This window comes from Desulfothermus okinawensis JCM 13304 (genome assembly GCF_054654515.1).
Map to the genome: position 1 here is coordinate 40,785 of NZ_BAAIEW010000019.1, position 21,864 is coordinate 62,648.

The 21,864-nt window shown below is 36.1% G+C and carries 17 protein-coding genes, 1 tRNA gene and 1 pseudogene; all 19 read right to left on the minus strand.

Going from position 1 to position 21,864, the window contains the following annotated elements; translation table 11 throughout:
- Positions 1-2 precede the first annotated feature (2 nt).
- Positions 3-2,414, minus strand: a complete 2,412-nt coding sequence (locus ACYQ0O_RS08530) for an SLBB domain-containing protein (protein WP_459892107.1) — start codon at positions 2,412-2,414, stop codon at positions 3-5.
- A gap of 73 nt (positions 2,415-2,487) precedes the next feature.
- Entirely contained in the window at positions 2,488-2,853 is a 366-nt protein-coding gene (locus ACYQ0O_RS08535; RefSeq protein WP_075068933.1) for a hypothetical protein, read from the minus strand.
- A gap of 913 nt (positions 2,854-3,766) precedes the next feature.
- Positions 3,767-3,871 (minus strand): annotated as a pseudogene (locus tag ACYQ0O_RS08540) (hypothetical protein); the annotation flags it as partial.
- A 16-nt stretch (positions 3,872-3,887) separates the two neighbouring features.
- Positions 3,888-5,762: a polysaccharide biosynthesis protein gene (locus ACYQ0O_RS08545; protein WP_459892110.1), complete on the minus strand. Its 1,875-nt coding sequence runs from the start codon at positions 5,760-5,762 to the stop codon at positions 3,888-3,890.
- A gap of 469 nt (positions 5,763-6,231) precedes the next feature.
- Entirely contained in the window at positions 6,232-7,320 is a 1,089-nt protein-coding gene (locus ACYQ0O_RS08550) for an ATP-binding protein (protein WP_459892112.1), read from the minus strand.
- A 178-nt stretch (positions 7,321-7,498) separates the two neighbouring features.
- A complete protein-coding gene (locus ACYQ0O_RS08555) occupies positions 7,499-8,797 on the minus strand; it encodes a nucleotide sugar dehydrogenase (protein WP_459892114.1) in 1,299 nt (432 codons plus the stop codon).
- 36 nt (positions 8,798-8,833) lie between these two features.
- A complete protein-coding gene (gene rfbA, locus ACYQ0O_RS08560) occupies positions 8,834-9,706 on the minus strand; it encodes a glucose-1-phosphate thymidylyltransferase RfbA (RefSeq protein ID WP_459892116.1) in 873 nt (290 codons plus the stop codon).
- Between the two features lie 118 nt (positions 9,707-9,824).
- The gene (rfbB, locus tag ACYQ0O_RS08565) at positions 9,825-10,949 is read right to left on the minus strand and encodes a dTDP-glucose 4,6-dehydratase (protein ID WP_459892118.1); all 1,125 of its coding nucleotides are present in this window, start codon (positions 10,947-10,949) and stop codon (positions 9,825-9,827) included.
- Positions 10,950-11,042: 93 nt separating this feature from the next.
- Entirely contained in the window at positions 11,043-11,600 is a 558-nt protein-coding gene (rfbC, locus tag ACYQ0O_RS08570; protein ID WP_459892120.1) for a dTDP-4-dehydrorhamnose 3,5-epimerase, read from the minus strand.
- Complete coding sequence (gene rfbD / locus ACYQ0O_RS08575; RefSeq protein WP_459892122.1) at positions 11,590-12,453, minus strand: dTDP-4-dehydrorhamnose reductase; 864 nt, start codon at positions 12,451-12,453, stop codon at positions 11,590-11,592. The genes rfbC and rfbD overlap by 11 nt, the downstream gene beginning before the upstream one ends.
- Positions 12,444-13,529, minus strand: coding sequence for a uroporphyrinogen decarboxylase/cobalamine-independent methonine synthase family protein (locus ACYQ0O_RS08580; protein ID WP_075068927.1), 1,086 nt, complete (start codon positions 13,527-13,529; stop codon positions 12,444-12,446). Before ACYQ0O_RS08580 ends, rfbD begins: the two co-directional genes overlap by 10 nt.
- A gap of 114 nt (positions 13,530-13,643) precedes the next feature.
- Positions 13,644-14,813 carry a methionine adenosyltransferase gene (gene metK, locus ACYQ0O_RS08585; RefSeq protein WP_459892124.1) on the minus strand — a complete coding sequence of 390 codons (1,170 nt, stop codon included), beginning with the start codon at positions 14,811-14,813 and terminating at the stop codon, positions 13,644-13,646.
- Between the two features lie 21 nt (positions 14,814-14,834).
- Complete coding sequence (locus tag ACYQ0O_RS08590; protein ID WP_459892126.1) at positions 14,835-15,563, minus strand: SIR2 family NAD-dependent protein deacylase; 729 nt, start codon at positions 15,561-15,563, stop codon at positions 14,835-14,837.
- Positions 15,544-17,979 carry a TIGR03960 family B12-binding radical SAM protein gene (locus ACYQ0O_RS08595; protein ID WP_459892128.1) on the minus strand — a complete coding sequence of 812 codons (2,436 nt, stop codon included), beginning with the start codon at positions 17,977-17,979 and terminating at the stop codon, positions 15,544-15,546. The genes ACYQ0O_RS08590 and ACYQ0O_RS08595 overlap by 20 nt, the downstream gene beginning before the upstream one ends.
- Positions 17,980-18,033: 54 nt before the next feature.
- Entirely contained in the window at positions 18,034-18,399 is a 366-nt protein-coding gene (locus ACYQ0O_RS08600) for a hypothetical protein (protein ID WP_459892130.1), read from the minus strand.
- A 113-nt stretch (positions 18,400-18,512) separates the two neighbouring features.
- Positions 18,513-18,586, minus strand: a tRNA-Arg gene (locus ACYQ0O_RS08605).
- A gap of 45 nt (positions 18,587-18,631) precedes the next feature.
- Complete coding sequence (locus tag ACYQ0O_RS08610; protein ID WP_459892132.1) at positions 18,632-20,278, minus strand: flagellar hook protein FlgE; 1,647 nt, start codon at positions 20,276-20,278, stop codon at positions 18,632-18,634.
- A 25-nt stretch (positions 20,279-20,303) separates the two neighbouring features.
- Positions 20,304-20,999 carry a flagellar hook assembly protein FlgD gene (locus tag ACYQ0O_RS08615; RefSeq protein ID WP_459892134.1) on the minus strand — a complete coding sequence of 232 codons (696 nt, stop codon included), beginning with the start codon at positions 20,997-20,999 and terminating at the stop codon, positions 20,304-20,306.
- Positions 21,000-21,016: 17 nt separating this feature from the next.
- A partial coding sequence (locus ACYQ0O_RS08620) for a flagellar hook-length control protein FliK (protein WP_459892136.1) occupies positions 21,017-21,864 on the minus strand: 848 nt, incomplete at its 5' end.

Below are 21,864 nucleotides of genomic sequence, written 5' to 3' on the forward strand. Positions count from 1 at the left end.
TCCTAAAGGGCTGCAATTGCAACGCCGGCAGTGGTAGCGATTTTAAACACAATGTCTGATATATCTTTAATTAACCTAAGATATGGAACCCTTTCAAAATTTTCTGGAACAACAATTGTATCTCCTGGCATTGGTTTGTAATTTTCAAAGCTACTAAAAAAACCAACCTGCTGCCTTGAATACACCTCACCATTTGCCTTTAAAACATATATGTAGTCTTTGTCTGCTGTCTTTGTGGGCCCTCCTGAAAGTTTCAAATATTCGCCCAAGGTCTTTCCAGGCTCATATAAAAATGCACCAGGTGAATATACACTCCCCATTACTGCAACAAAATTTGGCCTCTTTGGAATAATGAGCTCATCCCCATCATCAAGTGCAAAATCATATTTTGAACCTTTAAATGAAGCTAAATCTGTCAACAAAATAGTAATTCTCCCTTCTGGCTTTATTGTTTTAAGTTTATTAATAAATCCTTTAATACTTAATTGCGCAGCCTTATATGACTCAACTTCTTCCTTTGTTACGGCAGATTGGAGTCCCTCAGTTATGGACTGGTTAGCCCTAAGCTCTAATTCCCCAATCAGGTCATCTAAACTTTTTTGTTGTATCTCCCTTGCCCTTTGATTTAAAAACTTTGCCCCATAAAAATAGGCATCTTTGGTAAACCCTCCGGCCCTTATTATTAAATCTGATAGTTTTTCTCCATCTCTGATCCTATAGGTACCCGGAAATTTTACCTCACCTTTTATTGTAACTGTCTTTAAAACATATGCATCTTTTACAATGGGCACAAATACATAGTCCATTGGCTCAAGGGTTATAGAATTGGTCTTGGACATATCCACGTTTAGGTGAATAGTCTTCACCTCTGTATTTGTTATTATCTGTCTAGAGAGATCAATCTTTTCCTTATTTACACCCTTTTTAAATCCCCCTGCCAATGCAATTAAGTCAGAAACTGTCATACCAGGATGGTACTCATACGTACCTGGCTTCCACACAGCACCCATTATAGTGACATTATACTTTATTCCAAAATCATCTAAACTCAAAATCTTTACCCTGTCATAGGGTTTCATATCCATATCAAATTTTTTTTCCAATACTTTTTCAAGGGGAATCCTCTGTACCCTGAACTGGGTAGATTTCTCATCATATCTGTATAAAAGACAATAGTCAGTTATTGCCCTGGGTTTTAATATCTCTCTTGAATACAAAATATCGGATAATTTTAACCCCTTTTTGTATTTAAACACCTCTTCACGCCACACGTGGCCCTCTAGTTTTACTGTCTTTGGCCACTCATTGAGAATGTATTTTACTTCTAAAAGATCTCCATCTTTTATAGGTGTATTTTTCCACAAACCCTGAGCATCACACTCTATGTCTTTAATTACAAATTCCTTATTATCTTTATACCTCCTTAAATATACCCTACTGAGGGACCCTTGAGGAAGTACATCCCCCGTGGTCTTTAAGATATCTCCAATATCCTTTTCACCCGATATCTCATAAATCCCTGGTTGTTTTACTGCTCCCATTAAGGCAATGGTAGATCCAATTGGTGGGACAAACACAACATCCTTATCCTTTAGGATAATGTCAGATGAGGTATCTCCCTTTAAAATAAAATCATAGAGATCCACTTTTTTAAATAGTTTGTTGTCTCTGTAAATATAAATCTTTCTCAAACTACCAGTTTTTTCCACGCCGCCAGCATACACCAGAGCGTTAAATGCAGTGGAAAAGGCAGGCAACATATATAGCCCAGGAGAATTCACTGCACCTAAGATATACACCTCTACACTTCTCAGCTCACTTAAACTCACCTTGAGCTTAATACCCTGGGCATACTTTTTTGCCTCTTTAAAAATAAAATCCCTTGCGCCTTTTAGCTTAAGGCCAGATACAGTCAATACTCCTATTTTGGGGACATCAATGGTGCCGTCCCTGTCCACAGTACACTCATATTCACTGTCCACATCAGTGCCCCATATTCTTATCTTTAATTTATCACCTGGACCAAGGATATAATTTTCATCTGGAACTGCCAGTTTTGTGAGTTGAGGAGAGACATTGGCAAAAAGATTATACCCAAATTGCTTTAAATTTTTTTGTTTTTCACCAAAATATCTATCCCTATATAAAGACTCTATTCGAGAAACCCCTTTTAACTCTTTTACTGCCTCTTTCTTGTTCTTAACCGGAGCCTTTACTGTTTTATTCTCCAAGGAGCCCTTTGTTGGAGAGCCAGGAATAGACGTTGAAGGCAACTTACCTGAGTCTATCATTTGCTGCAACTGCTGAAGTTGAGACGGACTTAGACTTTGAAGGAGGCTCAAATCTTGGGCAAACAACCCCTTTTGAGCAAACAAGAGACACAACACCACTGCAAAACAAAAGTATTTTTTCATACTAAACCTCTATCTATATAAAAAAAAAGGTCGTCCCAACACAGGACGACCCCTTTAAAAAAAATTCTGCCCATTAATGACCATGACCGTGACCGTGACCAGTTAGTTCTGAATTGCCACTGGATGACGCTGCAGCCGCTATTCCTGCTGCTGCAGCAGCCACTGCTACTCCTGCAGCTACCATACCTGCAGTTAAACCAGCACCTGCTGCCGCAACACCCCCGGCAGCTGCGGCACCTGCAGCCGCTCCTCCAGCAGCACCAGCACCAGCTGCTGTTCCTCCAGCTGCAGCACCTCCTGCTGCACCACCGGCTCCAGCTCCGCCGGCACTACCCCCTGCAGCTGCTCCTCCAGCACCTGCTGCAGGAGCAGCCATACCCATGGGTGCACCTAAAAATAACATGGCACCAACCAATAAAATTGATATTAATCTTTTCATCACTCTGACCCCCTTTTTTTCATTATGTTACACGTTGTTCTATTTATATACCAAGAAAAAAACTTTTGTCAACAAACAATTTCATAGCTCCAAATTGGTTAATGGCAAATTATTATTTCTTTAAATTTGTTCTTCGAAACTTTAGACCTAGGGCATGTAGTGACAGTGATCCCTAAAAGTAAATACAAATTTTTAATAAAATAAGATAGAGTTAGTAATCATTTTTATTCTAATTCTATTATTCAATTTGGTCGCAACAGACCTAGACAATCTTTTTCTGAATTGGTGAATCTATTGCCGCCTTTGGAGTTACCCTGAAGAAAAAGTAATTTTAACCCCATACCACTAAGTTGCTTTCTGATAAGAAGACCTATAATATTCTCCTTCAAACTCCTCAAGACTTTTATATCCAAGTCTTGAATACACATAGACTTTGTTATAATCTATTTCAATTCAATTTGATATAATATTACACGCTTCACTTATTGAATTAAACTCATTAATCCAAATTACTTCTTCTTTAATAGTCCTTATTACTCTTTCAGTATCTACATTTCCTTTAGGATTATTGTAAGTTGTAAAAATTTGTTCTATGTCTATCTCCTTTTCTGCATAAAAGTTCTTTATGTATGTTAAAATCCATTATCACTAACAAGATTGAGACCTTCTCCTATAACCCCATCTGGCAATCACATATCAATACACCAGATCTCATTAGGTCGATTTGCTTTGAGTTTGCTTTTAGGAGTCCTTTTGACTTTATAAGTCTTTTCTTTCACTAAAAAATCATGTTCTGTCATTAAACGGTAAACCTTGTATTTACAATTACACTTTCTCTACATTTAAGCCAGGCTGTTACTCTTCTATATCTTTTATTTTTGTTAATAATCCAAAATCCTGTGTACTTTCTTTTTTAGATTGTTTTTTGTTTTTTATAAGAATAATATATACTTCTAGCAATGCCTAAAATATTACATGCCTCTTTAATCGTATATCCTGCTTCAACCATTTTAGATACAGCTTCTAGTTTTCCTTTAAAATGGAATTATACTTTGCAATTTTTGTTTGATCAGTTCATTTTTCCCTGACTCTATTAAATGTTGAAGTTCAAAAATATATCTTTCTATTTCTGTAATTTTGACTCCATTGGATGTCTTGGCAACAAATATCTTAGAATGTTTTGTGGAATATGTACCTTCTTCTGAGGTCAAAAGTTCTTCAAAGAGCTTTTCTCCTGGTCTTGTCCCTGTAAAAACAATATCTATATCTTCATATGGTTTAAGGCCATTTAATTTAATGAGTTCTTCTGCCAGGTGTAGTATTTTTACAGGCTCTCCCATATCTAAAACAAAGACCTCTCCACCCTCACCCATTGCTGCAGCCTGAAATACAAGTAAAACAGCTTCAGGTATTGTCATAAAATACCTTTTCATCTCAGGGTGGGTAACTGTAACAGGACCTCCATTTTTAATTTGTTCTAAAAATATTGGTATAACACTTCCCCTGCTACCTAGGACATTTCCAAAACGTACTGACACAAATCTGGTAATGCCTATGGAATTGTAGGCCCTGCATAACATCTCAGCAAACCTTTTTGTAGCACCCATTATACTTGTAGGATTTACAGCCTTGTCTGTTGAAATATTAACAAACTTTTCAACATTGTTATCCACAGCTATTTTTACCAGATTAAATGTCCCTAAAATATTTGTTTTAACTGCTTCTTCGGGAAAATATTCCATAAGGGGCACGTGCTTGTACGCAGCTGCATGAAAAACTACCTCTATTTTATTATCCCTAATAACCTGTTTTACCTTTTTAATATCTTTTATATCTCCAACTATATATTCCAGTTCCACTTTTTTTCCATATGTAAGCCTAGTCCTATTTATCTCTAATCTCAAATTATGAAGTTCAGTCTCATCTATTTCATAAGCAACTACTTTTTTAGGATGAAATCTAAGGAGCTGTCTAATAATTTCTGAACCAATGGACCCTGCACCACCTGTTACCAAAATAGACCTGTGATCTATAAAATCAGACACTACATTTAAATCAATTTTTACTGGTTCTCTGGACAATAAATCTTCTAAATTTATATCCCTTAAGTCTTTTACAGAAATTATATGCTCTGGCATTCTGTTTATACTTGGCACAATTTTAACGTGACTTACACCATATTTTTTACCAGTATCATATATAAACTTAATCTTTTTATGTGACAACGTTGGAATGGCAATAATTATTACATCTATCTTTTCAGATTTTAGTATAGTATCAAGATCATCTAAGGTTCCCACCACACATACATTGTGAATATAAACATTTAACTTATTTGGATCATCATCTAAAAATCCTACTGGATGATAATCTACGTGATGAGAATTTAATATCTCCCTTAAAATTCGTTCTCCTGTTTGACCTGCGCCAATTATAATTGCATTTTTAACCAATAAATTTTGTTTTTTGTTTTTCATTCGTTCATTGTAAAATCTCTTTGAGATCCTAAATACGGAAACAGTGACAAGGGATATAAAAAAATCAATTAAAGGAATTGTTCGTGGTATAAAGTATTTATGACATACAAAGTAATAAATATAATTACTTATTGATTCCAAAAATAAACATATTAGCAATGATATTGTAATCCGAAAAAATTCTTCAATTGATATAAATTGCCAACTAACGAAATAGAGCTTATTTATATAAAAAAGAAAAATCTTTATAAAAATAAAGAATGGCAGTGCATAAAAAAAATTTTCAAAAAATCCACTTGCTTTAAAGTATTTAACATCAAAATCAAATCTAAGCAAAAAGGAAAGATACAGAGAAAAAGCAAAAACAAGTATATCTATACACAAAAAAAAGATAAGTCTTTTGGTCTTTGTAGGTTTAAATAACCACTTCATTTTATTTTTCACGCTCCATTATTCACATTCATATATTCTACAATTCATATTCCTTTATTTTATAACGTACAATGATGTATTGGATTGTAGGTACGTGGTATTAGGTTTTGGGTGTTGGCTTCTATATTCAAAGTTCAATGTTCAACGTTCTAGGTTGCAGTCTTTTGAATCGTATAGCCTTTTAAAAAGATCCTCCCTAACTCCATTAATATATGCCAAGCAACCATTCAACACTGGCTGCAAATGCATTGGTTTCCATAGAGGCCTTGTTTCTATATTATCTCTCCAAATTTAAAACTCTTATATATTAAAGCAACTAATTCTGGAAAATCAATTTTTCTTGACCTTATAAACTGTTTCAGACAAATCAACACTAAAAAAGTAATAATTAGACATAGCCAGAGTTTATAATTTTGACAAACTTGGGTTATAAAAATAAAAGGATTTACACAAGTTATGTTACATACCCTCATTTCTGGACAAAATCCTCCATTGCCTTTAAATATATCCTGCTATTTGGACTAATTATACCAGTTTTTGGATCATAAAAAAGTATCTCTTTTTCGCAAAAAACATCTATTATATCTATTAGATCTTCTTTGTTTTTTGTTTCCTTTAAAGAAAAGGAGCCTTTATTTATTATCCTTTTGGCAATTTCTATAAATTTTTCATTGGCATTTTTTGGTAAATTATATTTTTTCTTTCTCATTAAAATCTCTTGTATTTGCATATAAGCATCTAATTTTTCTTGTTCTAAATATTCTTTTAGTTTATCCAGGCTCTCTTCTGGTTTTACATATGTCCAGACTTTTAATAAAAAAGCCAGAATAGTCCCATAATAATCCGTTATTAAACCTATTTGATCATTATTATAACCCAGATCTTTTAGGAGTTTTCTCGCTGTATTTTCATCTAGATGCTCAATTAATTTAAAATCGCCAGCAACTTTTAACTTTGAATCATTGTATATTCTGTTTAAAAATATAGTATTGCTGGTTAATATTACAACATGGGACAGATGGGTCTCTTTGGTTAAACTAACGCAAAAATTCAAAAACTCAAGTAGAAGCTCTTTTTCTCCATTTATATAAATATCTTCTAAAACCTGTATCTCATCTAGCACAAAAATCTTTTTCTTTTTTATCTTCTCAAACTGCCTAATTAACTCTGCAAAAAGATTTATCCTCCTTTCTTTTATTGCCTTTAGAGTCCTGGCTTCTAGTTTAAATATCTTAAAGTCATAGGCCCTTTTTAGCTCTCGCTGAGTTTTTTCTTCTCCTTCTTCAAAAAAGGAATAAATAAAATTTTCATAAGTGGCTATTAATGTTCTCCTTAAATTCAAATACTTAACCCAGTATTTCCTTTTATCTAACTCCTTTTCCAATACATACTCAATAAGAGTAGTCTTGCCTGTTGATTTTGGGCCGTATATAAAAAGTATACGCCTAGGTGTCTCTTCAAAATATTCCTTTAAAAATTTTATCTCATCTTCTCTATCAACAAATACTTCGTCCCTATAAATTTTATAACCTTTTTTCTGCAAAATATTACTTAACACTTAAATCTCCACAATTTATGCATTTGTATCTATCTCACATTTCTTACCAATTTTACAAAAACTTTCTATTGCAACACCTATTTTCACACTTTTATATACTACACAAAAACAACCTATAATTAGATCCCCTCCAATTCAAACATATTCATCCATCACGCATTTTTCAAATATACAGGGGTTATAATCTACCATCATATATTGTTAACATTCCCTTTACATCATATATCACTTGGTTTGATTTTCTATTTTTCAACAATTCATTAAACACTAAAAATTCCCGGTGTGCTACTGCAAGTACAGTTGCATCATATTTATCCAGATCAACATTTTTAACTAAATCAATACCATATTCTTTTTTCACCTCTTCTGGATCAGCCAAAGGATCATATACATCTACTTCACAGCCAAAATCTTCTAACTCATAAACTATATCAATAACCCTGGTGTTTCTCACATCAGGGCAATTTTCCTTAAAGGTGATGCCTAAGATTAATACCTTTGCTCCTTTAATTATGTGATTTTTTTGTATCATCAATTTTACAACCTGATTTGCCACGTACATGCCCATATTGTCATTAATTCTTCTCCCTGCAAGTATCATCTCTGGATGATGTCCAAGCTCTTCAGCTTTATATGCAAGATAATATGGATCTACACCTATACAATGCCCCCCAACTAGTCCTGGTCTAAAGGGTAGGAAGTTCCATTTTGTTCCTGCAGCTTCTAACACATCTAATGTATCAATCTTCATTCTATCAAAGATCATGGCCAGCTCATTTACAAATGCTATATTTATATCCCTTTGAGTATTTTCTATTACCTTGGCGGCTTCAGCAACTTTTATAGATGAAGCAAGATAAGTACCTGCTTCAACTACCTGTAAGTAGACTTTACTAATAAACTCTGCCACATCTTTTGTACTTCCAGATACAACTTTTTTAATTTTTGAAAAAGTATGTTCCCTATCGCCTGGATTTATCCTCTCAGGAGAATATCCAACAAAAAAATCAACATTATATTTTAGCCCGCTAACTTTTTCTAAAATAGGTACACAATCTTCTTCAGTACATCCAGGATAAACTGTTGATTCATAAACTACAATGTCCTGTTTTTTTAGTACCTTGCCCACTGTTTCACTGGCACTTTTAAGAGGCCTTAAATCAGGATTTTTATGATTATCTATGGGAGTTGGTACAGTGACTATATAAAAATTACAGCATTTAATATATTCTATATCATCTGTAACTACTAAACCACATATATCAGTATCATTAATAGATTTTACCAGTACTTTAGATAAGTCTTCACCTGATACTTCATTTGTTACATCTATTCCATCATTCAATTCTTTAATTCTTTTAGCACTTATATCAAATCCAACCACTTTAAATTTTTTAGCAAATTCCACTGCTAAAGGCAAACCAACATATCCAAGACCTATAACAGCAATCCTAATTTCATTAAGATTTTTTTTCATTTAAAATCTCCTGAATCTTTTTCACACTATCTAGGTTTATCCTGCTATATTCCTCAAATACTCACCATATCCACTTTTAATCAACCCTTTAGCTAACTCAAACAACTGGTCTTTTGTTATCCATCCATTTCTAAAGGCTACCTCTTCAATGCAACCAATTTTAAGTCCTGTCCTGTCTTCTAAAATTTTAACAAATCTACTTGCCTCCAGGAGGCTATCAACTGTGCCAGTATCCAGCCATGCATACCCACGTCCCATGAGTTCAACTGACAACTTCCCTTGCTCAAGGTAGGCTTGATTAACTGAAGTAATCTCCAGCTCCCCTCTCCATGAGGGTTTTACATCTTTTGCGATCTGAACCACACTGTTATCATAAAAATAAAGCCCAACCACAGCATAATTGGACTTAGGCTCTTTTGGCTTTTCCTCTATGCTAAGTACATTTTCATCTTTATCAAATTCCACAACACCATATCTTTGAGGATCCCTTACATAGTAACCAAAGACCACTGCCCCGCCTATATGTTCTATCCTTTCTACGCTTCTTTTTAAAAGTGTGCTTAAATTATGCCCATAAAAAATATTATCACCTAACACCAAACACACGTTATCATCCCCAATGAACTCTTCTCCAATTATAAACGCCTGGGCAAGTCCCTCTGGTTTGGGCTGTATTTTGTATGAGAATTTCAAACCATATTTTGAGCCATCACCAAAAAGTTGTTCAAACCTTTCAGTGTCTTTTGGAGTAGAAATAATTAGAATATCCCTTATACCTGCAAGCATCAAAGTGGATAAGGGATAGTAAATCATAGGTTTATCATATATTGGAAGGAGTTGTTTACATACTGGTATGGTTATGGGATATAGCCTTGTCCCACTACCACCTGCTAAGATTATGCCTTTCATTGTCATTCCTTTTTTTATTGTTCAAGGTTCTCTTGCCTCTTTCCACACTTCAATACCTTCAAACCTTTCAATCTTCATATTTTAACATCTTGAACTTTATACATTAAACATTTAAGCGTTATCTTTCCCCATAATTAATCTTCATCCACTTCATGTATTCTCCAGATCTGACATTTTCCACCCATGTTTGATTTTCTATATACCAATCTACAGTTTTTTGTAGCCCTGTTTCAAAATCCACACTCTGACTCCATCCAAGCTCTTTTTTTATCTTATCACAGTTAATGGCATATCTCCTATCGTGTCCAGGACGATCTTTTACAAAGGTTATAAGCTTTTTATAATAATCTTTTGATCTACCCTTTTTTTCTGCAACAATCTCACAAAGTTTATTTACAAGAGCTATATTTTGCCATTCATTCTCTCCACCAATATTATACCTTTCCCCTGCCCTTCCTTTATTTAAGGCAATCCAAACTCCACTACAATGATCTTCAACATATAACCAGTCTCTAATATTTTTTCCATCTCCGTAAACAGGCAAGGGCTTTCCCTCTAGCATGTTAAGTATCATAAGGGGGATTAACTTCTCTGGGAATTGATAAGGACCGTAATTATTAGAACAATTTGTTATCACCACATCCAATCCATATGTATAGTAATAGGCCATTACCAAATGATCTGAAGACGCCTTTGAGGCAGAATAAGGACTTCTTGGGTCATAGGGGGTATCTTCATAAAAATAGCCTGTGTCTCCCAGGGACCCATATACCTCATCTGTACTGATGTGATGAAAACGATAATGTAATGTTGAATCGTTTTTATTCAATTTAATATTTGTTATCCGTGAGTCATAACTATTTTTGAGCCAAAATTTACGAGCAACTTCAAGCAGATTGAATGTACCTATTATGTTTGTATTAATAAAGTCCTTAGGACCATGAATTGATCTGTCTACATGGGACTCTGCTGCAAAATGAACAACTGCATCTGGACTGTACTCTTTAAAGATTCCTTCAACCTTTTCATAATCACAAATATCTATCTTTTCAAAAAAATATCTAGTTCCGTGATATTTTTCATGGATATCTGCCAAATTTTCCAGATTACCAGCATAAGTTAATTTATCTATGTTTACAATCTTGCCATGAAAATTGGTTTTTTCAAAAATATATCTAATAAAATTAGACCCAATAAATCCCGCTCCACCGGTTACCAATATTGTATTGTACCTGCTTTCCATTTCTTTACCCCACTCTTACTATCTATTTTCAAAACAACATTCCATCTCAGTCCGATATTACAACCTACTAGAATTAATTAAAAACTTTTACTTCTAAAATAATTCCATCAATAATGGCAATTTTCCATCCTTTGGAGAAAGTAGAGGGGTTTGTATCCCATATTCTTCAAATGGCCAATCTATATTAATTGTTGGGTCATTCCATCTAATTCCAGCATCATACTGGGGATTGTATTCACTGCCAGAAACCTTATAGATTACCTCAGCAGTATCACTTAATGTTAAAAATCCATGGGCAAAGCCTTTTGGTATCCAGAGCATCCTTTTGTTCTCTGAAGAAAGTTTGATCCCATACCATTTTCCAAAAGTAGAACTGTCTTTTCTAATATCCACAGCCACATCAAAAACCACCCCCTGGATACACCGAACAAGTTTTCCCTGTTCATATGGTGACTTTTGAAAATGGAGTCCCCTTAACACCCCTTTAACTGATTTTGAGTGATTGTCCTGTACAAACTCTTCTTCTATTCCAATCTGGTTAAAGTGAGATCTTTTATATGTCTCCATAAAAAAACCACGATCATCTGAAAATACCTTTGGTTCAATCAATACTAACCCATCAATAGGACATTTTAAAAAACTAAATGGCATTATACTCCTCCCACCATCTATCTATACCATCCTCCCAATATGGAATTTTTTCTTTTACCAGGGCTTCCATCTTACTACTATCCAGTTTACTAAAACCTGGCCTTCTTGCTTTAAGATTAAAATCTGAAGATTTTGCCCTCTGCAAGGTGCCCTTCCATCCAGCCTTTTTAAGGACATAAAGGGCCTGATCATATTTACTTGCTATACCCCTATTGGAAAAATGAAATAGACCAAAAGTTCCTCTTTTCAGTAATTTCAAAGAGAAATTTGCGAGATCATAAGAATAAGTTGGGGAAGATATCTGATCGTCAACAATTTTTAGTTGATTATTGCTCCTCGCCCACCTTAAGACCTGGGTATTAAAGTTTTGTCCACCAACACCAAAAAGCCAGGATGTTCTGATGACTATGGACTTATCATACTCATTTAATACAAATCTTTCTCCTTCTAATTTACTTTTGCCATACACAGAGAGGGGATTGGGTTTATCCTCTTCTGTATAAGGCGATCCTTTTTCTCCATCAAAAACAAAATCAGTTGAATATGTGACAAAAACAGCGTCTATCTCCTTAGCAGCCTTTGCCAGATATAAGGGTGCATATGCATTTAATCTATAGCAACTCTCCTTCTCATCTTCTGCCCTGTCCACATCATTGTATGCTGCACAGTTAATAATTAAATTGAACTTCTCCTGTTGAGTAAATTTCCTTACCATATCCTCGGCAGTCACATCTAATTCCCGATAATCAGTGGCAACAAATTCACATCCTTTTTCTTTCAGTAATCTTCTAAAATCATATCCAAGTTGCCCATTGGCGCCCGTAATGAGGATTCTTAACTTTTTTATTTCCATCTTTTTGTCCCCTCAACAATCTTCTCACTCAGAGTTCCAGTAATAGATAAAACCTTCTCAGCTAGCTCCATAGTCAAAGAACCAGCACCACAACTGGGGGTTATAAATGTTTGGGATAATATACTGGTTTTATCTAAACTTATCTGCTCTGTCATTGTATTCAATTGAGAAGCAAACTTTTCATCCAGACTTTCAAATGTCTCTTTCTCAATAAACCTTCCATCCGTTGGAACAATCCCCCATGCAATAAATTTCCCCCTGGTTAAAAAGTCCTTGACTTTATCCTTAAACAAAAGGAGCTTATCAAAATAGGAATAGGCATCGAAACTCAGAATATCTGCACCACTATCAAAGACCAGGGACCAATCTGTATTGGCACATACATGTATTCCCACCAACACATTCTGTACACGCAAATAGTCTATAATCTCAAAAAATGCTGATAATACATCATCTCTGCTTATACTTATAAATTCTGAAGAACCAAATCCAGCAAGGGCTGGCTCATCTAAAAAGATTATTACTGGTCTGCCAAATTTAGATAAAACCTTTGCCTGATATGCACATAACATGGTTAAATATTTAATGGCCATGTCCCTTAGCTGAAGGTCATAAAATATAGCCCTTCCTCCTGCATCTTTAACAGAGGTAGCAAAGGTTATTGGACCAGTAATCTGACCTTTTATAGCAAAAACACCATCTAGATTATCCATTTGCTCCAGTTTCTCAACCAGATGGTAAAATCCTGCCGCCCTTTCCCTATCCAGCACAAACCTGCTCTCTTCAATCTCTAACCTTCCATCTACTACTGCCATGTAATCTTCATAAAATAAAACCAGATCTTCCTGAAAAGAATCAGAAGTGGAATCAATAAATTCCTTTCCTGAATGGAACGTATATCCAGGAAGAGAAGACATGAACTGGGAGATCATACCCTCAAAGGGCCTTTTAGGAAGCTGAATCCACAAAGGGATGTATGGGGTGTACCTGAAAACTAAATCCAGGGCCTTTTTGTGGTCATCTAAAGGAAGGCTCCCAATCAACATTGGGAGCCCATTTGGTTTGATATTTAACATAATATACCTACCTTAAATAAATTTTTCACAGAACCATATATACATTTTTTTCAAGACGTTACTAAAAAATAGTAGGTGTTTAGCTCAAATTCATCCTAATTTTGAATATCTTTATTATATCTTACAGGCGGTTTTTAAGTCCTCAACTGCGTCTGTTTTTTCCCATATAAAATCAGGATGTTCCCTTCCAAAATGACCATAACAGGATGTTTCCCTATAAATTGGTCTCTTCAGCTTTAGCCTTTCAATAATAAAATAAGGCCTTAAGTCAAAGACCTCTAATATGGCCTTTGTAAGTGTTTCATCGCTTACCTTTCCTGTACCATTGGTATTTACTAAAACAGAAACAGGTTCAGCGACCCCAATAACATATGCAATCTGGACCTCACACATATCAGCAAGATCAGCTGCCACAATATTTTTTGCAATATATCTTGCCATATAAGCAGCAGATCTATCCACCTTGGAGGGATCTTTACCAGAAAAAGCACCGCCACCGTGGGATGCCATGCCACCATATGTATCCTGAATGATCTTTCTACCTGTCATTCCGCAATCGCCCATTGGTCCACCAATGACAAACCTACCTGTTGTATTGATAAATACCCTTAATTTATCGTCCACCAGCTCTTCAGGCAATGTGGGATTAATCACCTCTTCAATTATTGCCTCCCTTAAATCTTCATATGTTACGCTCTCTTCATGCTGGGCAGCAATTACCACATTGTCAATTCTAATGGGCCTGCCATTTTCATATTCCAGGGCAACCTGGGTCTTCCCATCTGGTCTCAAGAAATCCAAGATACCTTTTTTTCTAACATAGGTGAGCCTCCGGCTCAGCTTATGGGCAAGGTAAATTGGTGTTGGCATAAGTGTCTCGGTCTCTTTACACGCAAAACCAAACATCATCCCCTGATCACCAGCCCCCTGTTCTTCTGGTTTTTGTCTATTAACACCCATTGCAATATCAGGGGATTGTTTATCCAGGGAAGATATTACTGCACATGTGCGCCAATCAAATCCCATCTCAGAGCTGTTGTATCCAATCTCCTTTATGGTCTCTCTTACAACCTCTGGATAGTCCACCACTCCATTGCTGCTTATCTCCCCTGCCACAAAACAAAGCCCAGTTGTAACCAGTGTCTCACAAGCTACCCTTGCATCTGGATCTTGCTTTAGAAATTCATCTAATATGGCATCTGAAATCCTGTCAGCCACCTTATCTGGATGTCCCTCAGTAACAGACTCTGATGCAAACATATATCTCCCGGTTTTCCCAATCATAACTAACTCCTTATGTTTAATTTATAGCCTTTTAACAATAACAGGCAAAATTTTTCCTGCCTTACCCTGAATAGAATAATCCATATATTTTGTATATGGAGTATTCTCTAGATTAATTTCCACTACCATTGCCCCAGCCTCCTTTGCTACCAGGGAAAAAGAAGCCGCAGGCTGGACAACAGAAGATGTGCCAACAACCATCATAAAATCACACGACCTTAAAAATTCCATACTCTTATCAAGCAAAACAGGATCTAAAGACTCTCCAAAAAAGACCACCCCTGGCCTAAGCAGGCCACCACACTTACCACACCTGGGCAAAGTTCCTAAATTTGGTCTCCTGTCCACATAAACACTTTTACACTGGAGGCACCTGACCTTCCAGATACTCCCATGAATCTCAACTACCTTTTCACTTCCAGCTAGCTCATGGAGACCGTCTACATTCTGGGTTATGAGCAAAAATTCTTTCTTTTTCTTTTCTAATTCAGCAAGTGCAATGTGGGCTGGATTAGGACTTACCTTTGATATTAACTCCCTGCGCCAGTTATAAAACTCCCATACCTCTCTGGAATTTTCCATAAATCCATCAATACTGGCCAGCTTCATAGGATCTTTATTTCTCCACAGCCCTCCATCTCCCCTAAATGTGGGGATTCCACTTTCAGCAGATACACCTGCCCCTGTGAGGACTGCAACTTTTCTGGAATCCCTTAATTTTTCAACAACTTCATTTATTATTTTCTTCATTTTCAAAAAACTGTTTTATTTTTTTAAGATGAAAATCCATGGGATATATGCCTTTAAAGATAGTTTTTATAATACTTAATGGATTTAAATAACATTTCTTCCAATCAAACATAAAGTAGATTGACCTTCCTTTAATCTCCCATTTGTCCACCACCCAGTCTAAGGGGATTTTTTTGTCTTTTTTCTTAAATACAAGGTCTTTTATTGATTTTCCCTGGAGTTCTGATAAATAATTTTCTTTATTGTTAATAAAAACCAACTCATATAATTCCATTATAGACTGAGGTATTTTTAGACCATATCCCAGGTATTCAAAGGTGTTAAAACTTATACCAGGTATTGAATTTTTATTTAGCTCATCAATAATATGTTCATCAAGTCTCTTTCTAGCCTGCACCCCCAAACACTCACACAAACTGGCCACCCCAACAGGCAAGGCACGGCCAAAGGATATTTTGGGTCGGGGATTATATCCCTTTGAAAACACCAATGGAATCCCTGACCTCCTCATTGTCCTTTCAATTACCTTCTGGAGTTCCAGCTGGGACAAATAGCTTGCAAAATCCTTTTTTTCAAACCAAAATAAATAACTACATCTATTTTCAACATTCCCATTTGACTTATTTATTTGTGTATCAAATCCTTTTTGGGATTTTTCTTTTGAATTTAATATGGGATATATATCGTTAAAATCACATGCCCCACAACCAGAACAATCTCCCCACCTGCAATCTGGGGTGGTCTCACCATTTTTAGCCTTTACCAGCTCTTTTTTTAGAAATTTTTTCTTAACTCCTGTGTCAATAAAATCCCACGGAAGTTTATCATCCAGTTCTCTGGACCTCAAATATGTAGATATATCTATTCCATGTTTCTTAAATACCTGAACCCAGAGATTATAATTAAAGTGTTCCATCCATCCTGTAAAAACATCTCCAGACAGGTATGCATCTAAAATCACCTTAGATAGATGTTCATCTCCCCTGGAAAAAACCCCTTCTACAATAGACATCTCCAGGGTAGGCCAGCTGAGATTAAGCCTTCTATTTTTCTTAAACCTTTTATTTAAAAAAGAAATCTTTTCTTTTATTTCCTCTAAGGAGCTTTGCCTCTCCCATTGAAAAGGAGTATGGGGCTTGGGAACAAAGGGGGAAATAGAAGCTGATACCTTTAGACGTCGACTCTTCCCAGGTGCAATCTCTAATACCTTTAAGCACAGATCATAAATCCCTTCTAAATCTCCTCTATCTTCTGTTGGGAGTCCAATCATAAAATAGAGTTTTACCTGCTGCCATCCATTTTCAAATGCCCATTTTACATGATTTATAAGGTCATCTTCTGTTATGCCCTTGTTTATTACATCTCTAAGCCTCTGGGTGCCTGCCTCTGGAGCCAGGGTCAAACCCCTGCTTTTTAGTTTTGCTATATTTTTTATAAGATCTTCTGGCACACTCCCAGCTCGAAGGGAAGGAAGAGACAGAGAGATATTTTCCCTTATACACCTTGAAAAGGTCAATGATATTAGTTTATCCAGGGCAGAAAAATCTCCAACACTGAGAGAAAGCAACCCAACCTCTTCATAACCAGTAGCCTTTAGTCCTTTATCTAAAATCCATTCAATATCAGAAATAACTCTCTCTCTAACAGGCCTATTAATCATACCAGCATAACAAAACCTACATCCTCTACTACATCCCTTGGAGACCTCCACCACATACCTATCGTGAACAGGTTTTCCAAAGGGGACTATCTGTTTTTCAGGGGCATATTCCTTTTTTAGATGAGAAATTATCCTTCTTTTCACCGGTCTTCTTCCATAGACCGGAACATAGACACCCTCTATTTCAGATAATTTCTCGAGAACATCTCTTCTTTGGATATTCCTTGATTTGCACTCAATCAAAACATCAGATATTTCCAATACCACTTCTTCCCCATCGCCAATTACAAAAGCATCAAAAAATGGTTCAAGGGGAACAGGATTAAATACTCCTTCTCCTCCAGCAATTATAATAGGACAGAAATTATCTCTATCTTTTGATAAAAGAGGAAGCTTTCCAAGATCAAGCATGTATAAAATTGTGGTGTAGCAAAGCTCATTGGTAATACTAAAACCAATTAAGTCCATGGTAGCAAGGGGCATATCCCCCTCAAGGGTTGAAAGGGATACATTCTTTGTTTTTAACAGATTGCCAACCTGCTTTGATGGAGCGTAAACCCGCTGTGCCCAGAGATCTTCCCTTGAATTTAATATCCCATACAAAATCTGATGGCCAAAATAGGAAACACCAACTGGATATTTATCAGGAAATGCAAGACACCATTTAAGGGGGATATCTTTTGACTTATGGACACTATTTATTTCCTGGCCAATATAATGGGAGGGATTTTCAAATAATGGAAGAAGTTCTTTCATAGAAAAAAATAAAGCCAATGCACCTAATTAATTAGGCACATTGGCTAAAAGTTTTTATCCCTTAAGTAAATCTGAGATATTTGTTACCCTGCCACTCTTTTGACCACCACCCATTAGATTTTCCAGATTCTTTAAATCTGATGACGAAGAGATTGTAAGGTTACTTGATGCCTCTAGATACTTTGTTTCAAGCTCAGCAGGGATATTTTTATACCAGTATATTATGTGGTCTTTTGAAATTTCTCCCTCTATCTCTTGATCAAAGGGATAACCAAAGGGCATAAGGGCCATTGAAATGCCATTTTGAGTTGGTATTGTCTGAAGAATTGCAGGATCTTTTAATTTCCCATCTTCTTCTACCCATTTCCCAATAACATAGTCACCTGTAACAATCTTTACTAATTTTATTTCGTGAGCCATACACATCTCCTATAAAAATTTTTCAATTAAGACTTAACTTTAATTAGACATGGAAATGAGTACTGTCAAGGATTGATCCAAAATAAAGGAAGGATGTTAATGGATAAAAAAAATGCGCCAGGGAGGATTTGAACCCCCGACCTTTGGATTCGTAGTCCAACGCTCTATCCTCCTGAGCTACTGGCGCATTGAACTTTTTTTAGGACAATATAAATTCCTTGTCAAGAAAAGCTTATCTGACTAGTTGTACAACTTCATTTAGTAAGGAATCTGTTGTGGTTATTGTCCTGGCATTAGCCTGAAACCCCTTTTGGGTGGTTATCATTTTTACAAATTCCTCTGACATATCCACATTGGATTGTTCCAAGGAGTTTGAAGAAATACTCCCAAGCCCTGCAGTAGTTGGAAGTCCAGTTAATGCTGTACCAGATTCCCTGGTCTCCAAGAAAAGATTTCCCCCTTCCCTTCTAAGCCCCTCAGGATTGTTAAAATTCGCAAGAGTAACGGCGTATAGCTCAAGTACTTGTCCATTGGAATAATGGCCAGTGATAACTCCGTCTCTACTAACAGAAATGGATTCCAAATCCCCCGCAGGATATCCATCCTGAGCCTGTGTGTAAGTGGTGGATGCACTACTGTAGCTTGTAACAGACAGGGCACCAATTTTCATGTCCTCAAATGAAGGCAAATTTTGTGCATTCGTTCCCACCCCATCTGCATTTCCAGTACCTGCTGGCCATGAAGCTGATTGAGAATATGCCCCAAAATCTAAAGCTATGTTCTTTGCATTTTCCATATTAGTTGCATCTCCTCCCTCATTTCCCAGAAAATTTGCCGTACAAATAGGATATCCCTCTATATTAAAATCTGCTGGCTGCCAGTTTTGAAGATTCCCTGGATTATTAGAATCGGTTAAATCTATAGAATCTGGAGTAGAAGTATCTGTATCCTTTATAGTATATGCAGATTGTCCAATAAGATTTCCTGCACTATCAAAGGTAAGGGTACCAATCATCAGGACACCTTTTTTGGAAGTATCAGTGGCTGAAGACCAAAATGCCCTATTGTCCTCATCTGGATTAACTGTCACCATATACTCCCAATATTGATATCCAGCGGTCCCATTTGTCACGTGATCTTCTGCTTTATCAAAATACACTGTAAGGTCATGAGGAGAACCATTTTCATCATATACCTTGAGGGTTGTCTGGTATGAATAGAGATTATCACCTAAAGGAGTATCCTGGGTGGCATCCCATTTTTTATACATAGCAAAAAACGGGTCGTTCTGGTCTGTTGCCTTTTCTTCACTTTGTGAATTTAAATTAGCAATTATCTGGACATATTGTGTGGCTTGAGGAGGAGATTGGAAATTCTCCAATCTTATATCTCCATAGGAACCCACAGTATTAACAGAGCTTCCCACTGTAGAAGTAGAGGTGGTAGAGGATGCTACCTGGGACCTATTTTCTTGCTCCACCCTCCACCCCTGCAACACATAACCATGTGGATCTACCAGGTAGCCTTCTTTATCAAATCTAAAATCTCCTGCCCTGGTGTAATATTCAAGTTGTTCTCCTTTAGGTGACACAATAAAAAAGCCTTTTCCTCCTATTGCCAGATCAGTTGAAACGTTTGTTGATTCCATAGACCCTTGAGAAAAGTCAGTTAAAATTGCAGAAATAGAAGCGCCTCTTCCAACTTGGTCCGCGCCTGAAGCTGTGGTAATTGACTGGTATAGGGCATCTTCAAAATCCATTCTGCTGGCCTTATACCCAATAGTACTAACATTGGCCAGATTATGGCCTATGACATTCATTTTTTCTCCATGTACTTTTAAGCCACTTGTTCCTGCATAAAGTGCAGCACCTAAAGCCATGGCTTACCTCCTTATCCTTTTTTTATTAATTGTCAAAACTACCCACTGAATCCACGGTATCCATGGGGACTTCTCTTCCATCATCAAGTCTTAAAACTAAACTTGTTCCATCTTTAGTGATACCTACCACCTTACCATATACCTCACTGTTTACCAGTATTCCTTCCCCATTATCCCCTTCTGCACCAAAAGAAAGAAAATAATGACCATCTGGCAATATATTTCCGTTAAAATCCTTTCCATCCCATTTAAAATCATAGGTGCCCTCGCTTTTTGGTCCCAACTCAACTGTGTTTACTATATTTCCATGTCGATCAAAAATATTTACGTATGTCCTTATAGAATTTCCATCAAGGGTATATGTCACCTGAGAGATATTTGAGTCCTGTTTAACTATCTCCTTTCCTGGGGCTCGTACCTGGGTTCCTAAAAATTTTACACCTGATAAAATAGTATTGTTGTCCAGCTTAGAGGAAATAACTTCCACTGCCTTGTCAATGTTATTTAATGATTCAAGGCTACTAAACTGTGCCAGTTGGGCTGTTAACTCTTTGTCATCCATTGGATTTGTTGGGTCCTGAAGCTTTAATTGGGTCACAAGGAGCTGTAAAAAAGCATCCTTTCCCATTTTACTCTGGGTTCCAGTAGCTTTGCTTTCTTTTGTAAAATCAGTCTCAGCCCTACCCAAAATATTTTCTTTACCCACATAATCTAAATTCATAAAAGAATCTCCTTTATCTAAGCCACTACATATAGGGAACCACTATTTATTCTTATAACATTAGACAAATTATCAGGATCTATTGTTGATATATCCCTTTCTCCAACTAATCTAAGTCCAAACAAAGAACGTCTGCTAAACCTGAACTTATTATTTTGGGACCTATCCCTGGAACCACCAAAATCCCTAAAAGGTGCCTCATGACCTGAAAAAAGGTCATTTTTTACTTCTACCTTAACCACTTTTAATCCTTGCTGTTCAAAGGACTTCTCAAAATTAGCAATGTGCTTATTCAATGCATCAGCCACATCCCTATGCTGTGTGTGCAATACCATGGATACTTCCCTGTTTTGTACCTGCATAACCACCTTCAATGTCCCAAGCTCTGGCGGATAGAGCTTAATGGACACCTCACGCCTGCCTTGGCCAAAATTTCTAAAAATTCCATTTTCTATTTGCCTGAAGATCTCATCTCTAAATCTATTTTCAAAAGTCGTTGAAACATCTTTGTCTCCATCATACCTAACATGTGATTTTAAATGAAGGACATCAAAATTTCCTTGAGAATCATGATGATTATTGTACTCTTTTCCAACATCTTCCCTTAAAAACTTTTTTCCCACTTGAACTTCAATACCAATTTTAGAGAGCTCCCCTTCTATTTTATCGAGTTTATCATATAACTCACCAATGTTGTGGACCAACTTGTTATATTCTTTTATGTTTACATTTTCTTTAATTATATCATTTAACTCCACCCTTAAATCATAAGTTTTATCTTTTAATACTTTTTCATATAAAATTTCTATGTTTTTTTGTGTGTTATTTAATTCTCTTAAAATCTTTTCTATCTGGCTATTAAACC